A 12,989-nucleotide genomic window follows, 5' to 3' on the forward strand; every position below is an offset into this window, starting at 1 on the left:
AACTTCATCAGGTGCCCGGCAGAGGAAGGCGTGATCGCGACCCGTGCCTCACCCTCGAAGCTTTCCTTCAGCGCGCCAATCTTCATGGCCCTGTTGCCCCCCGCTCGTTCCGTTTCGGTTGGCTGACTGATAGCACCGCGAAAGATTTGTTCACAAGTCTGCGAATAGCGGATGCGGGACGAATGTCTGGGCCGCGCCAGGGACAAAAGAAAACGCCCGAGGTCGCGGGGACCTCGGGCGCAGGGATGGGCGCTATGCCTTCGCTCAGTTCGCGGGCGCAGGCGTCGCCGGGGCCGGAGTGGCGGGAGCCGGCGTCGTGGTGGTTGCCGGAGCCTCGTCAACGGTGACCGCATCATCCACGGCCTCGCCGGCGTCGCTGGCCGATTGGGCAGCGGCTTCCGCCGCGCTGTCGGCGGCATTGCTGGCGGCGTTTGCGGCATCCTGCGCCGCGGTGCCGGCAGCGTCAGCAGCGTTGTCGGCAGCCGAGGCGGCGTTTTCAGCGGCGTTCTCGGCCGCATCGGCGGCATCCTGTGCAGCGCCTTCGGTCGCGGCGGCCGCATCCTCGGCAGCGTTCTCGGTGGCGGTGGCGGCGCTGTCCGCCGCGGCTTCGGCATCGGCTGCCGCAGCCTCGGCATCAGCAGCGGCGTCGCTGGCCGCGCCGGTGGCCGGAGCCTCGTTCGTGGTGGTCACGGTGGTGGTGTCGCCATCCACGGCCACGGTGTCGTCGCCGGTAAAGCGCTGCAGGACGAAATACGCCAGGGCAAGTGCCAGCAGGACGCCGATGATCAGCGGCAGGGGCGAGGAGCGGCGCTCCACGGGCTCGACATAGGTTTCCTTCGGGGTAACCGGATCCACGGGACGTGTGCGGTTCGGATCGTTCGGATCATGGGTCATTGCTGGCCTCCAAGTGCTACGTTGGTAAACCGGTTAAGTCGCCAAGCTGCGGTCTTCCCGCAAGCCCGTACCGTCCGGCCGGGCTGCGTAGGGGAAACCAGCCGACTTGCGACCCGGCCTTCATGCGACTAACACGTTGGACAAGATGAAGTTCCGCCGGGCGGAGCAGCTTTCTTCATGCCGAGGATGCGATGACCCAGACCCCAGGCCAGACTGCGCACAATCTTGCCGATTACCGGCCCTACCCCTTTGTCCTGACGGCGACCCGGATGACATTCGACCTGCAGCCGAAGGCCACCCGGGTCCGCACGGCGCTGTCGCTGGCGCCCCGAGAGGCGGGCATGGACCTGGTCCTGGACGGCGGCAAGGAGGTCGAGCTTCTGTCCCTGACCATCGACGGCAAGGCTCCGGACCCCGCGCATGTCCTGCGCCGGGACGAGACGCTGACGATCGCCGCAGCCGCCCTGCCCCCGCATCCCTTCCTGCTGGAAACCGATGTCCGGATCGATCCTTCGGCCAATACCGCCTTCGAGGGGCTGTATATCTCGAACGGGATGTTCTGCACGCAATGCGAGGCCGAGGGCTTTCGCCACATCACCTTCTATCCCGATCGCCCTGACGTGATGGCGACCTTCCATGTCACCCTCGACAGCGACCTGCCGGTGCTGCTTTCCAACGGCAATCCTGTCGGCCAGTCGCAGGGCCGCGCCGAATGGCACGACCCCTGGCCCAAGCCCGCGTATCTGTTCGCCCTTGTTGCGGGCGATCTCGTGGCCGTCAGCGACAGCTTCACCACGCGGTCAGGCCGCAGGGTCGCGCTGAACGTCTGGGTCCGCCCAGGCGACCAGGACCGCGCCGGATTTGCCATGGAGTCGCTGATCAAGTCCATGAAGTGGGACGAGGACGTCTATGGCCGCGAATACGACCTGGATGTCTTCAACATCGTCGCGGTCGATGACTTCAACATGGGAGCCATGGAAAACAAGGGGTTGAACATCTTCAACTCGAAACTGGTGCTGGCCAGCCCGGAAACCGCGACCGATACCGACTATGAACGCATCGAGGCGGTGATCGCCCACGAATATTTCCACAACTGGACCGGCAACCGGATCACCTGCCGCGACTGGTTCCAGCTGTGCCTCAAGGAGGGGCTGACGGTCTTCCGCGACCAGCAGTTCACCAGCGACATGCGGTCCGCCGCCGTCAAGCGGATCGAGGACGTCCAGGCGCTACGCAGCCGCCAGTTCCGCGAGGACCAGGGTCCGCTGGCCCACCCCCCGCGCCCCGACCAGTATGAAGAGATCAACAACTTCTACACCGCGACGGTCTATGAAAAGGGCGCCGAGGTGATCGGCATGCTGAAGCGGCTGGTGGGCGATGATGGCTATCGCCGCGCCCTCGATCTGTATTTCGACCGCCATGACGGCGACGCGGCCACGATCGAGGACTGGCTGAAGGTCTTTGAGGATGCGACCGGCCGCGACCTGGCGCAGTTCAAGCGCTGGTATACCGACGCCGGCACCCCGCGCCTGACCATGGCCGAGGATTGGCAGGAGGCCGAGGCCGGCGGCACACTGACCCTGGCCTTCACCCAGGAAACCCCGCCAACGCCCGGCCAGCCGGAAAAACTGCCGCGCGTGATCCCGATTGCCGTGGGCCTGATCGGCCCCAATGGCGACGAACTTGCGCCCACGCAGGTGCTGGAGATGACCGGGGCCAGCCAGTCCTTCACCTTTGACCGCCTGGGCGCGCGTCCCGTCGTGTCAGCCCTGCGCGGCTTTTCGGCACCGGTCATGCTGTCGCGCCAGCTGGACGACGCCACCCGCGCCTTCCTGCTGGCCCATGACACCGACCCCTTCGCCCGCTGGGAAGCTGGCCGGGAACTGGCGCTGTCGGCGCTGACGGCAGCGTCGCAAGGCAAGGCAGCCGGTGGCGATTATGTCGATGCCATCGGCCGCCTCATTGCCGACGGGACCGCCGATCCCGCCTTCCGCGCCCTGTGCCTGAACCTGCCGGGAGAGGAGGAGATCGCGACGCGCCTGTCATCGGGCGGCATCACGCCCGACCCCGACGCGATCCATGCCGCGCGCGAGGCCCTTGCCCGGCAGATCGCCGAGACGCATCTGGATCTGCTGTCCGACCTTTACGACGCCATGGCGGTTGATGGTCCCTACCGCCCCGATGCAAGTGACGCCGCGCGCCGGTCGCTGCGCAATGCCGTCCTGGCCCTGCTGACCCGCATCGACGGCGGCGAACGGGCCGAGATCCTGTTCGGCATCGCCGGCAACATGACCGAACGCATGGCCGCCCTGACGGCCCTGCTGCGGCGCGGACGCGGTCAGGCCGAACTTGCGGCGCTGCGCGACCAGTTCGCCGATAACCGGCTGGTGATGGACAAGTGGTTCGCCGTCCAGCCCATGGCCGCGCCCCCTGCGCAGGCCGCACAGGTGGCCCGCAGCCTGTCGCAACGCAAGGACTTCGACTGGAAGAACCCCAACCGCTTCCGTGCCCTGATTGGCGGGCTGTCGGCGAACCATGCCGGTTTCCATGCCGCGGACGGGTCGGGCTATGACTTCACCGCCGACTGGCTGCTGCGCATGGACCCGGTGAACCCGCAGATCGCCGCGCGCATGTCCACCGCCTTCGAGACCTGGACCCGCTATGACGCAGGGCGCCGCGCCAAGGCCTTGGCCGCGCTGGAACGAATCGCCGCTGCCGAAGGTTTGAGCAAGAACACCCGCGAGATGGTGTCGCGGATGATTGCCGCCGGTCGATGATCCCGCTTGCGGCGGTCCTCGTGCCGGGGCAGAAAGGCCGCGATGACTGACCGTTACGCCGATGCGAAGGCCGAGATGCAGGCCCGTCTGGATCCGCTGATCGCCGAGCGGGCGCCCTGGCTTTATTCCGGCAAGCCTCATCATCGGCTGGCAAAATGGGCGATGATGGGGCTGCTGCGGTATCCCACCACCATCCGCCTTGGCGCCGAGTTTCGCGATGCTCCCACGGTCGAGATCATGCGCCGCATGACCGACCTGATCGTCCGCGATGTGCAGGTCGAGGGCATGGAGCATATCCCGGCGACCGGCCCCGCGCTGATCGTCGCGAACCATCCCACCGGCATCGCCGACGGCATCGTGGTTCATGCGCTGATGTCGCAGTTGCGCGACGACCTGTTCATCTATGCCAACCACGACATGATCCGCGTTCTGCCGCAGACCGCCGACCTGATCGCGGGCGTGGAATGGCGCATGGAAAAGCGCAGCCATGCCAAGACCAAGGCCACGATGGACTACACGCGCGAAGCCCTGGCCGCAGGGCGGATCGGGCTGATCTTCCCTTCGGGCCGACTGGCCAAGCGTCATGGCCTGACACTGCACGAACGGCCTTGGATGGCCAGCGCGGCAATGATCGCGCGCAAGTTCGGCGTGCCGATCATCCCCATGAACATCCGCGCCCGGAACTCGGCGCTGTTCTACCTGCTGGACGCGATCCACCCAACGCTGCGGGATGTGACCCTGTTTAACGAGGTCCTGAACAAGCGCGGCCAGCCTTACCGCATCACCGTGGGCGCCCCAATAGACCCGGCCGACCTGCCCAGGGGTGAAGATGCGATCAATGTCCTGCGCGACCGCGTGCTGGCCCTGCCGGCGCCGGGGCCGGATGCCGCGCGCCTGATGCAGGATCGCGGCAGGGCGCGGCTGGTGCGCGGATCGGAAGGGCTGGCCTGACGGCCAGCCGGGCTCAGATCGCCGCCTTGCGGCTTTCCTCCAGATAGATCTCGCGCAGCCGGCGCGCCACCGGACCCACCTGCCCCGTGCCAATGGCCGCGCCGTCGATTTCCACCACCGGCATCACGAAGGCCGAGGCCGAGGTGATGAAGGCCTCGTCCGCCGCCTGCGCTTCGGCGATGGTGAAGCTGCGCTCCTCGACCTGCATCTGCGCCTCGGCCGCGAAGCGCAGCACGGCGGCGCGGGTGATGCCGTGCAGGATGTCGTTCGACAGCGCGCGGGTGACGATGGCGCCGTTCCTGACGATATAGGCGTTGTTGCTGGTGCCCTCGGTGACGACGCCGTCCTCGACCATCCAGGCATCGTCCACGCCCTGCGCCTTGGCCTCCATCTTGGCCATCGAGGGATAAAGCAGCTGCACCGTCTTGATGTCGCGGCGCGACCAGCGCTGATCCTCGATGCTGATGACCCGCCAGCCGGTCTGCGCCGCCGGGTTGTCGGCAAGGCCGGGCTTGGCTTGCGTGAACATCACCACGGTCGGGCGCGTGCCTGCAGCCGGATAGGCAAAGTCGCGGTCGCCCGGATTGCCGCGCGTGACCTGCAGATAGACCAGCCCGTCGGCGAGGGCGTTCCTTTCCACCAAGCCCCGGAACGCCGCCAGATAGTCGTCGTCGGACAAGGGGTTGTCCATCGCCAACTCGTTCAGCGACCGTTTCAGCCGGACCAGATGGCCTTCGAAATCCAGCAGCTTGCCGTCCAGGACGCTAACGACCTCGTAAACCCCGTCGGCCATCAGGAAGCCCCGGTCAAAGATCGAGACCGTGGCCTGATCCTCGGGCAGGTAATCGCCATTCACATAGACCGTGCGCGTCATGATGTCCCCCTGGTTCCCGCGTGCGTCGGCGTGGTCCTGCGCCCAAAGCGCGGCATCGTCAAGACCGGCCACCATGCTGCACTGCAGCCTTGATGCCGCGCGCGCGAAACATTATTGCTTTGGTGAACGTAAATCTTTTCAGAACGGGTCCCTGCATGAGCTTTCGCACCCAACCCCTGCCGCCTGCCCGCCTGAACCGCTGCCAGTTGTTCGGACCCGGATCTCGGGAAAGCCTGTTCGAGAAGATGGCGAAATCCGCCGCCGACGTGATCAACCTGGATCTGGAGGATTCCGTGGCCCCCGGTGACAAGGACAGGGCGCGCGCGAACATCATCCAGGCCATCGGCGACATCGACTGGGGCGACAAGACGCTGTCGGTGCGTATCAACGGCCTGGACACGCCCTTCTGGTATCGCGACGTGGTGGACCTGCTGGAACAGGCGGGCGAGCGGCTGGACCAGATCATGATCCCCAAGGCCGGGAACGCCGGCGACATCTATGCCGTCGATGCCCTGGTGACGGCGGTGGGACGCGCCAAGGGGCGCAGCAGGCGCATCAACTTCGAAGCGATCATCGAAAGCGCGGCCGGCATCTGCCATGTCGAGGAGATCGCCGCGTCCTCTCCCCGGATGCAGGCGATCAGCCTGGGGGCGGCGGACTTTGCGGCCTCCATGGGCATGGCGACCACGGGCATCGGCGGAACGCAGGAAAACTACTACATGATCCGCGACGGCCAGAAATACTGGCCGGACCCCTGGCACTGGGCCCAGACCGCCATCGTCGCCGCCTGCCGCACTCACGGTCTGCTGCCGGTGGACGGCCCCTTCGGCGACTTCAGCGACCAGGACGGTTTTCTCGCGCAGGCGCGCCGGTCGGCAACCCTGGGCATGGTCGGGAAATGGGCGATCCATCCCAGCCAGGTGGCGCTGGCGAACGAGGTCTTTTCCCCAAGCGAAGCCGCCGTGACCGAAGCGCGAGAAATTCTGGCCGCGATGGAAAAGGCCAAGGCCGAGGGCGCGGGCGCGACCGTCTACAAGGGGCGTCTGGTCGATATCGCATCGATCAAGCAGGCCGAGGTCATCGTGCGGCAGGCGGAACTGATTTCAAGCTAGGACAAGGACGGTCCCTCAGGGCCGCCGCAGCTTCCGGAAGGCCGCTGAAGCACCCCAGCCCGCAAAGACCGCAACGCTCAGCGACATCAGCCCGTAAAGGAACGGCTGGTCGAAGGCCAGGCGATACAGCCAGCGCTCCAGGCCCACCTTGCGAACGTTGATCGGCGCGACAAACACGTCGATCACCTCGCCGTTCCGCAGCAGGAAGATGCGGGTCTTGTAGGCCCCCTCGACCAGGTTCGCGGGCAGGCTGACATCGGCGCGGAACAGCGTCTGGTCGATCAGCGACACGCTGCCCTCGTCCAGGCGATACAGGCCCTCGTCCTCCCGGATGCGAATCAGCGCCTCGGTGAAGGGCACGGCGCTTTCCACCGCGACCTGCCCGGCAAAGGCGCGCATGGCGTGGGACAGCGAGATCCGGTAGCGGTTGTCCCATTCCGGCAGCAGGATGTCGTCCAGCGCGGCCGAGGTCGCGACGGCATAGAAGCCCGGCGCGGCGCCGATCCTGACCGACTCGGCATTGATCCAGATGCCGGCCTTGCGTTCCTTGCGCCAGACGGTGACGCTGCTGGAGGGCGCCTCGACCGTGACGATCACCTGCACGGGCGGACCATCGGGAATGGGCGTTTCCCGCTTGATCGCGCCATAGATCAGGATCTCGGACCCGTCGAAGCTGGCGGTGATGGCGACTGAATCGCTGGACAGCCCCGCCACGACCGTTTCCTGGGGCGGGGGATCGGCGGTCGGCGTCGCCTCGACCGGCAGGGATCCCGCATCGGTCTGCGGGACCAGCGATTGCGCGCTTGCCGCGCAGGTCAGGACCAGCAGCATCAGCCCGGCAGTCCAGGCCCGCATCAGGTGATCCCCTGCTGGATGGAATAAAGATCGTCGGGCGTCAGGAACAGATCCAGCGCCAGCTTGCCGCAGACCGCCAACACCAGCAGCGCCAGCAGTATCCGCAGTTGCTCGGCCCGCAGCCGCGCGCCAAGCGTCGTGCCGAACTGGGCGCCGACGACGCCGCCGATGATCAGCAGAACGGCCAGCATCATGTCCACCGTGTTGTAGCTGACGGCATGCATCACCGTGGTGAAGGCCGTGACAAAGGTGATCTGGAACAGCGATGTGCCCACGACCACCTTGGTGGGCATCCCCAGCAGGTAGATCATCGCAGGCACCATGATGAAGCCGCCGCCGACCCCCATGATCGCGGCCAGAACGCCCACGGCCAGCCCCACCAGCAAGGGCGGGAAGACGCTGATGTAAAGGCCGGACGCCCGGAACTTCACCTTGACCGGCCAGCGATGGACCCAGTTGTGCTGGTGCAGCCGCTTGCGATGGCCGGGCTTTGACGACCGCCGCAGCGCGCGGACGCTTTCCTGCAGCATCATGGCCCCGATCAGGCCCAGAAAGAACACATAGCACAGTTGCACGACCAGATCGACCTGGCCCACCTGCTGCAGGATGGTGAAGACCCAGACCCCCAGCCAGGATCCGACCAGCCCTCCAGCCAGCAGCACGCCCCCCATCCTGAAATCCACGCTCTTGCGCTTGACGTGGGCCAGCACGCCCGACACGGACGAGGCGACGACCTGGTTGGCGCCGGTCGCCACCGCGATGGCGGGCGGGATGCCGATGAAGAACAGAAGCGGCGTGATCAGGAAGCCCCCGCCGACGCCGAAAAGCCCGCTCATCAGGCCGACAAGCCCGCCAAGCCCGACCAGTATGAATGCGTTGACCGATACCTCTGCAATGGGAAGAAAGATCTGCATGTTCCGCGCGCCGCCTGCGTCAGGGGCAAGGATGCAACGGCCCGGCAGTCAGGTCAAACCGCTTTCCGGCGTTCCGCAGGCCACAGGCGCTTGAAGCGCGTCCATGGCCCGGCTAATCAGGAACGAAGACGTGAACAGGCGCTGCTTTCGGCGCAGAACCATGCAGGCCGGACAATGCGCATCTTGATCACCAATGACGACGGCATCAACGCTCCCGGCCTGCAGGTGCTGGAGGAGATCGCCGCCGCCCTTGCCGGCCCCAGGGGACAGGTCTGGACCGTGGCTCCAGCGTTCGAGCAGTCGGGCGTCGCCCATTGCATCAGCTACGCCCATCCCACCATGGTCGCGAGGCTGGACGAGCGCCGCTATGCGGCCGAGGGCAGCCCGGCCGATTGCGTGCTGGCCGCGGTCTGCGACATCATGGCGGATGCGCTGCCCGATCTTGTCTTGTCGGGTGTGAACCGGGGCAACAATTCGGGCGAGAACGCCATGTATTCCGGCACCATCGGCGGGGCGATGGAAGCCGCGCTGCAAGGGCTTCCCGCCATTGCCCTGTCGCAATACCTCGGGCCGAAGACATCGGGCCTGGCCGATCCGTTCGAGGGCGCGCGCCATCATGGCGCGGCCGTCATCCGCCGCCTGCTCGACCATGGCGACTGGACTTCGGACGCGGATTTCCGGCTGTTCTACAACATCAACTTTCCGCCCCTGCCCGCCGCCGCCGTGCGCGGCACCCGCGTGGTCCCGCAGGGCCGCAGGCGGGGCACGAACTTCAGCGTCGTCCCCTATACCGCGCCGAACGGCCGCCGCTTTATGTGGGCGGCGGGCGGCGCGCAAAATGCCCCGGCCCGGCCCGGCACCGATGTCGCGGTCAACATGGAGGGCTTCATTTCGGTCACGCCGATGCGTGCGGACCTGACCTGCCATGCCTCGCTGCAGGAATTGTCCGCCGTCCTTGAGGACACCCCCCGCGAGACGGAGAGCCTATGACCGTCGACCACGACGACGAGGATGACCCGGCCGAGCGCAAGATGCGCTTTCTGTTCCAGTTGCGGTCGCGCGGCGTGACCGATCCCCGCGTGCTGGCGGTGATGGAAAAGATCGACCGTGGCCTTTTCGTGCGTGGCCAGTTCGCCGATCGCGCCTACGAGGACACGCCGCTGCCGATCCCCTGCGGGCAGACGATCAGCCAGCCCTCGGTCGTGGGACTGATGACGCAATCGCTGAACCCCGGCCCGCGTGACACCGTGCTGGAGATCGGGACGGGCTCGGGCTATCAGGCGGCGATCCTGTCGGGGCTGTGCCGCCGGGTCTATACCGTGGACCGCCACCGCCGCCTTGTGAAGGAGGCCGAGGCGATCTTCCGCCACCTGGGCCTGTCGAACATCACCGCGCAGGTCGCCGACGGATCGCGCGGCCTGCCCGACCAGGCGCCCTTTGATCGCATCCTTGTCACCGCCGCGGCAGAGGATCCGCCTGGGCCCTTGTTGGCACAGCTAAAAATCGGCGGTATCATGGTCGTGCCGGTGGGACAGTCCGACGCGGTCCAAACCCTGATCCGCGTCACCCGGACCGAGACCGGCTTTGATTATGACGAGTTGCGTCAGGTGCGATTTGTTCCGCTGGTCGAAGGGTTAGGACAACAATGACCCCGAGCCGCGGCGTGGCAGGTTAGGACAACGGGAAGATGAGCAGGATTTTCAGACTGACCGCCAGCGCCGGGGCGGCCGCATTTCTTTTGGCATCTTGCGGGGCGACCGGCCTTGACCCCGACCTGCGCGGCTGGATGCCTGGCGCGCTGAACACGGCGGATGCCGCAGCCCGCGCCGCACCCCGCCCCCAGCCCGATAGCCGCGGCATCATCAATTTTCCGAACTATCAGGTCGTCGTCGCGCAAAGCGGCGATACCCCGGCAACCATCGCCAACCGACTTGGCCTCAACGCCGCGCGGCTGGCGCAGCACAATGCCCTGCCCGCCAGCGCGCCTCTTGCGGCCGGGCAAGTCCTGGTGCTGCCGCAGCGGGTTGGCGGCACGGCGGGGACCGGCGGGGCCACGGGGGGCGCGGTCACCGATCCCTTTGCCGGCCAACCCGCCCGCAACCGCGGCACTGCTACCCCGACACCAGCGGCAAGCCCGGCGCCCGCGACATCCGCCAGCCCCGCGCAGCACACCGTTGTGGCGGGCGAGACCGCCTGGTCCGTCGCCCGGAAATACAATGTCAGCGTACAGGATCTGGCGGTTTGGAACGGGCTGCCCGTCAGCATGACGCTGCGCGTGGGCCAGCGGCTGGTGATTCCGGTCGCGGGGCAAAAGGCGCCTGACGTCGCCGCCGTGACGACCCTTCCCGGCAGCGGCAGCCCAACCCCGCGCCCCCCCTCAGCCGCCGAGCCCCTGCCGTCCGAGAAAACGACGCCCGCCGCCGAACCCGGCCCCAAGGCGCCCACGACCGACCTTGGTGCGACCCGAACCGCGGCATCGTCGGCAGGGCGCTTCCAGATGCCGGTGTCCGGGTCGATCATCCGCGTCTATGAAAAGGGCAAGAACGACGGCATCGACATCTCGGCCACCGCGGGGACCGCCGTGAAGGCGGCAGGCAGGGGCACCGTGGCTGCGGTCACCAAGGATACTGCGGGGGCCCCCATCGTGGTTGTCCGGCACGACGGCAACCTCATGACGGTCTATACCGGCCTTGACGGGCTTGACGTGGCCAAGGGGGACAGCGTTTCGGCCGGACAGTCGATCGGCAAGGCCGGCCGGGGCGGCTTTGTCCATTTCGAGGTGCGACAGGGCTTCGACAGCGTCGATCCCGAGAAGTACATCAACTAGGCGAACGGAACGCCTGTCCTGATCGGACGTTGACCTGCGATAACCAAGCCAAGGGAGGACAGGCATGGACCATTCCGAACATCCCCGGCTTCTGCCGGACGAACTAACCGACGCGGTCCTGACCGGTGCGACGATCTATGGACCGGGTGACGAAACCGTGGGCACGGTGTCCCATGTGCATGGATCGGGCAGCAGCGCGCAGGTCGTGATCGACGTGGGGGGGTTCCTGGGGATCGGGTCAAAGCCGGTTCTGGTGCCGGTATCAGACCTTGATCTGATGCGGGACGGTGACGGCATCGTTCATGGCGTATCCCGCTGGTCCAAGGAGGACCTGAAGGCCCTGCCCGCGCATACCGACTGACCGGGCAGCGCCGACTTCGGGCTGAGGCCGGCCATTGAGAAGCTGGCGAGTTGATCCAGATCGAACCTCGAAGCATCACTGGTTCGAGGCTTACGGTTCTGCCTGCACCCTGCCGGGTTCGTCAACGACGCCACCGGCAGCCTGATGCCTTCGCATGCGGCGGTTCAGACTATCACTTTGCAGGCGGTTGGCCGGATTTCCGCCGCACGGTTTTTCACTGCCTGCTCCGTCCTTGGCACGGATCAGCGCGTCCACCATGCCGACCTCACCGGGAACAGGCCTGAGCGTGGTCCGCACAATCCCCGCCGCGCTGGCCGATATATCTACCCTGCACGGAGACGGACACTCCACCCGTCAAGAACAGCGAGGGCCAGAGTTTGTTGCCGTTCCGGAACTTTTCCCGTGGCTGGTGCTTTCCTGATCAGGGCGCGCACTTGGGCGTGCAGAAAGGATGATCTGATGCGATTGTTGACTGCAAGCCTTTTCGGCTCAATGATTTTTGCCTTGGCCGCCTGCGGCAACACCCCGACCGAGCGCGCCGCGACCGGCGGCTTAGGGGGTGCCGTGATCGCCGGGCCTGCGGGCGCCGTCGTGGGAGGCACGGTCGGCGCGGCGACTGCCCCCTGATCAATTCGATCCAGTTGTATCATGATACGGCCGCGCGACCTGCGCGGCCGTTTTCTGTTGGCCTTGCGGGCCAATCCTGCTTCCCCTACATCTGGATGGCAAAGGCGGAAGGACAGCCACATGCCCATGGAAGCTCATGACATCGAAGCCCTCATTCGCGCGGCGTTTCCGAACGCGCAGATCACCATCACGGACCTGGCCGGTGACGGTAATCATTATGCGGCCGAGGTGATCGACGAGAGCTTCCGGGGGCAGAACCGAGTCCAGCAGCAGCGCGCCGTCTATGCCGCGCTCCAGGACAAGATGGCCGGGAAGTCGGGTGCCCTGCACGCCCTTGCCTTGACCACCAAGGCCCCCTGACTGAGGACCCAGCCCCTTGGCCAGACCATCAGAAACAGGATGACAAAAATGACAGAAGTGACAGACAAAATTCAGGGACTCGTGGATGCGGCAGATGTCGTTCTGTTCATGAAAGGCACCAGGGAGATGCCGCAATGTGGCTTTTCCAGCCGCGTTGCCGGTGTTCTGAACTACATGGGCGTGGATTACCGCGACGTGAATGTGCTGGCTGACGACGATATCCGCCAAGGCATCAAGGACTTCTCGGACTGGCCGACCATTCCCCAGCTCTACGTCAAGGGCGAGTTCGTGGGCGGCTGCGATATCGTGACCGAGATGACCCTGTCCGGAGAGTTGGATCAGTTGTTCGACCAGAAAGGCGTCGGCTATGACAAAGCGGCGGCGGACAAGATCCGCGAAGCCAACGCGTAATCGGATGTGAATCAACGAAAACGGGC

At 66.1% G+C, this 12,989-nt stretch carries 15 protein-coding genes; 10 read left to right on the plus strand and 5 right to left on the minus strand.

Annotated features, from left to right (window positions below; translation table 11 throughout):
* Positions 1-264: 264 nt before the first annotated feature.
* On the minus strand, positions 265-894 hold the full coding sequence (locus OU682_RS11425) for a hypothetical protein (RefSeq protein WP_268942251.1): 630 nt from the start codon (positions 892-894) through the stop codon (positions 265-267).
* Between the two features lie 191 nt (positions 895-1,085).
* Here OU682_RS11425 and pepN point away from each other — a divergent pair, with 191 nt between their 5' ends.
* Positions 1,086-3,671: an aminopeptidase N gene (pepN, locus tag OU682_RS11430; protein WP_268942252.1), complete on the plus strand. Its 2,586-nt coding sequence runs from the start codon at positions 1,086-1,088 to the stop codon at positions 3,669-3,671.
* A gap of 42 nt (positions 3,672-3,713) precedes the next feature.
* Positions 3,714-4,622, plus strand: a complete 909-nt coding sequence (locus tag OU682_RS11435) for a lysophospholipid acyltransferase family protein (RefSeq protein ID WP_268942253.1) — start codon at positions 3,714-3,716, stop codon at positions 4,620-4,622.
* A gap of 13 nt (positions 4,623-4,635) precedes the next feature.
* Here OU682_RS11435 and OU682_RS11440 read toward each other — a convergent pair whose 3' ends face one another.
* On the minus strand, positions 4,636-5,496 hold the full coding sequence (locus tag OU682_RS11440) for a D-amino-acid transaminase (protein WP_268942324.1): 861 nt from the start codon (positions 5,494-5,496) through the stop codon (positions 4,636-4,638).
* Positions 5,497-5,651: 155 nt separating this feature from the next.
* On the opposite strand from OU682_RS11440, the gene OU682_RS11445 reads away from it, so the two are divergent.
* On the plus strand, positions 5,652-6,608 hold the full coding sequence (locus OU682_RS11445) for an L-malyl-CoA/beta-methylmalyl-CoA lyase (RefSeq protein WP_268942254.1): 957 nt from the start codon (positions 5,652-5,654) through the stop codon (positions 6,606-6,608).
* A gap of 15 nt (positions 6,609-6,623) precedes the next feature.
* On the opposite strand, the gene OU682_RS11450 is transcribed toward OU682_RS11445, so the two are convergent.
* Together OU682_RS11450 and OU682_RS11455 are read right to left on the minus strand one after the other, a co-directional pair.
* A complete protein-coding gene (locus OU682_RS11450) occupies positions 6,624-7,463 on the minus strand; it encodes a TIGR02186 family protein (RefSeq protein WP_268942255.1) in 840 nt (279 codons plus the stop codon).
* The gene (locus OU682_RS11455) at positions 7,463-8,377 is read right to left on the minus strand and encodes a sulfite exporter TauE/SafE family protein (protein ID WP_268942256.1); all 915 of its coding nucleotides are present in this window, start codon (positions 8,375-8,377) and stop codon (positions 7,463-7,465) included. The genes OU682_RS11450 and OU682_RS11455 overlap by 1 nt, the downstream gene beginning before the upstream one ends.
* 174 nt (positions 8,378-8,551) lie before the next feature.
* Between OU682_RS11455 and surE the strand changes: the two genes are divergently transcribed.
* The 4 genes from surE to OU682_RS11475 all read left to right on the plus strand — a co-directional run bounded on the left by surE (position 8,552) and on the right by OU682_RS11475 (position 11,565).
* On the plus strand, positions 8,552-9,367 hold the full coding sequence (gene surE, locus OU682_RS11460) for a 5'/3'-nucleotidase SurE (protein WP_268942257.1): 816 nt from the start codon (positions 8,552-8,554) through the stop codon (positions 9,365-9,367).
* On the plus strand, positions 9,364-10,026 hold the full coding sequence (locus OU682_RS11465; RefSeq protein ID WP_268942258.1) for a protein-L-isoaspartate(D-aspartate) O-methyltransferase: 663 nt from the start codon (positions 9,364-9,366) through the stop codon (positions 10,024-10,026). Before surE ends, OU682_RS11465 begins: the two co-directional genes overlap by 4 nt.
* A gap of 38 nt (positions 10,027-10,064) precedes the next feature.
* Complete coding sequence (locus tag OU682_RS11470; RefSeq protein WP_268942259.1) at positions 10,065-11,204, plus strand: LysM peptidoglycan-binding domain-containing protein; 1,140 nt, start codon at positions 10,065-10,067, stop codon at positions 11,202-11,204.
* A gap of 64 nt (positions 11,205-11,268) precedes the next feature.
* Positions 11,269-11,565, plus strand: a complete 297-nt coding sequence (locus OU682_RS11475) for a PRC-barrel domain-containing protein (protein WP_268942260.1) — start codon at positions 11,269-11,271, stop codon at positions 11,563-11,565.
* 90 nt (positions 11,566-11,655) lie between these two features.
* Here the strand turns inward: OU682_RS11475 and OU682_RS11480 are convergent, their stop codons facing one another.
* The gene (locus OU682_RS11480; RefSeq protein ID WP_268942261.1) at positions 11,656-11,823 is read right to left on the minus strand and encodes a hypothetical protein; all 168 of its coding nucleotides are present in this window, start codon (positions 11,821-11,823) and stop codon (positions 11,656-11,658) included.
* Between the two features lie 201 nt (positions 11,824-12,024).
* On the opposite strand from OU682_RS11480, the gene OU682_RS11485 reads away from it, so the two are divergent.
* The 3 genes from OU682_RS11485 (at position 12,025) to grxD (ending at position 12,963) form a co-directional block, all read left to right on the plus strand.
* Complete coding sequence (locus OU682_RS11485; RefSeq protein WP_268942262.1) at positions 12,025-12,192, plus strand: hypothetical protein; 168 nt, start codon at positions 12,025-12,027, stop codon at positions 12,190-12,192.
* Between the two features lie 120 nt (positions 12,193-12,312).
* Positions 12,313-12,552 carry a BolA/IbaG family iron-sulfur metabolism protein gene (locus OU682_RS11490; RefSeq protein ID WP_268942263.1) on the plus strand — a complete coding sequence of 80 codons (240 nt, stop codon included), beginning with the start codon at positions 12,313-12,315 and terminating at the stop codon, positions 12,550-12,552.
* Between the two features lie 48 nt (positions 12,553-12,600).
* Complete coding sequence (gene grxD, locus OU682_RS11495) at positions 12,601-12,963, plus strand: Grx4 family monothiol glutaredoxin (RefSeq protein ID WP_268942325.1); 363 nt, start codon at positions 12,601-12,603, stop codon at positions 12,961-12,963.
* Positions 12,964-12,989: the final 26 nt, after the last annotated feature.

The organism is Paracoccus benzoatiresistens (assembly GCF_026913015.1).
In the GTDB taxonomy this organism is placed as follows: Bacteria; Pseudomonadota; Alphaproteobacteria; order Rhodobacterales; family Rhodobacteraceae; genus Paracoccus; species Paracoccus benzoatiresistens.

What these genes read in the sequence shown, in the direction of transcription:
- surE (WP_268942257.1), top strand. Translation starts at nt 8,552, where the DNA reads ATGCGCATCTTGATCACCAATGACGACGGCATCAACGCTCCCGGCCTG.
- OU682_RS11450 (WP_268942255.1), bottom strand. Translation starts at nt 7,463, where the DNA reads ATGCGGGCCTGGACTGCCGGGCTGATGCTGCTGGTCCTGACCTGCGCG.
- grxD (WP_268942325.1), top strand. Translation starts at nt 12,601, where the DNA reads ATGACAGAAGTGACAGACAAAATTCAGGGACTCGTGGATGCGGCAGAT.
- OU682_RS11470 (WP_268942259.1), top strand. Translation starts at nt 10,065, where the DNA reads ATGAGCAGGATTTTCAGACTGACCGCCAGCGCCGGGGCGGCCGCATTT.
- OU682_RS11480 (WP_268942261.1), bottom strand. Translation starts at nt 11,823, where the DNA reads ATGGTGGACGCGCTGATCCGTGCCAAGGACGGAGCAGGCAGTGAAAAA.
- OU682_RS11490 (WP_268942263.1), top strand. Translation starts at nt 12,313, where the DNA reads ATGCCCATGGAAGCTCATGACATCGAAGCCCTCATTCGCGCGGCGTTT.
- pepN (WP_268942252.1), top strand. Translation starts at nt 1,086, where the DNA reads ATGACCCAGACCCCAGGCCAGACTGCGCACAATCTTGCCGATTACCGG.
- OU682_RS11485 (WP_268942262.1), top strand. Translation starts at nt 12,025, where the DNA reads ATGCGATTGTTGACTGCAAGCCTTTTCGGCTCAATGATTTTTGCCTTG.
- OU682_RS11440 (WP_268942324.1), bottom strand. Translation starts at nt 5,496, where the DNA reads ATGACGCGCACGGTCTATGTGAATGGCGATTACCTGCCCGAGGATCAG.
- OU682_RS11465 (WP_268942258.1), top strand. Translation starts at nt 9,364, where the DNA reads ATGACCGTCGACCACGACGACGAGGATGACCCGGCCGAGCGCAAGATG.
- OU682_RS11455 (WP_268942256.1), bottom strand. Translation starts at nt 8,377, where the DNA reads ATGCAGATCTTTCTTCCCATTGCAGAGGTATCGGTCAACGCATTCATA.
- OU682_RS11435 (WP_268942253.1), top strand. Translation starts at nt 3,714, where the DNA reads ATGACTGACCGTTACGCCGATGCGAAGGCCGAGATGCAGGCCCGTCTG.
- OU682_RS11425 (WP_268942251.1), bottom strand. Translation starts at nt 894, where the DNA reads ATGACCCATGATCCGAACGATCCGAACCGCACACGTCCCGTGGATCCG.
- OU682_RS11475 (WP_268942260.1), top strand. Translation starts at nt 11,269, where the DNA reads ATGGACCATTCCGAACATCCCCGGCTTCTGCCGGACGAACTAACCGAC.
- OU682_RS11445 (WP_268942254.1), top strand. Translation starts at nt 5,652, where the DNA reads ATGAGCTTTCGCACCCAACCCCTGCCGCCTGCCCGCCTGAACCGCTGC.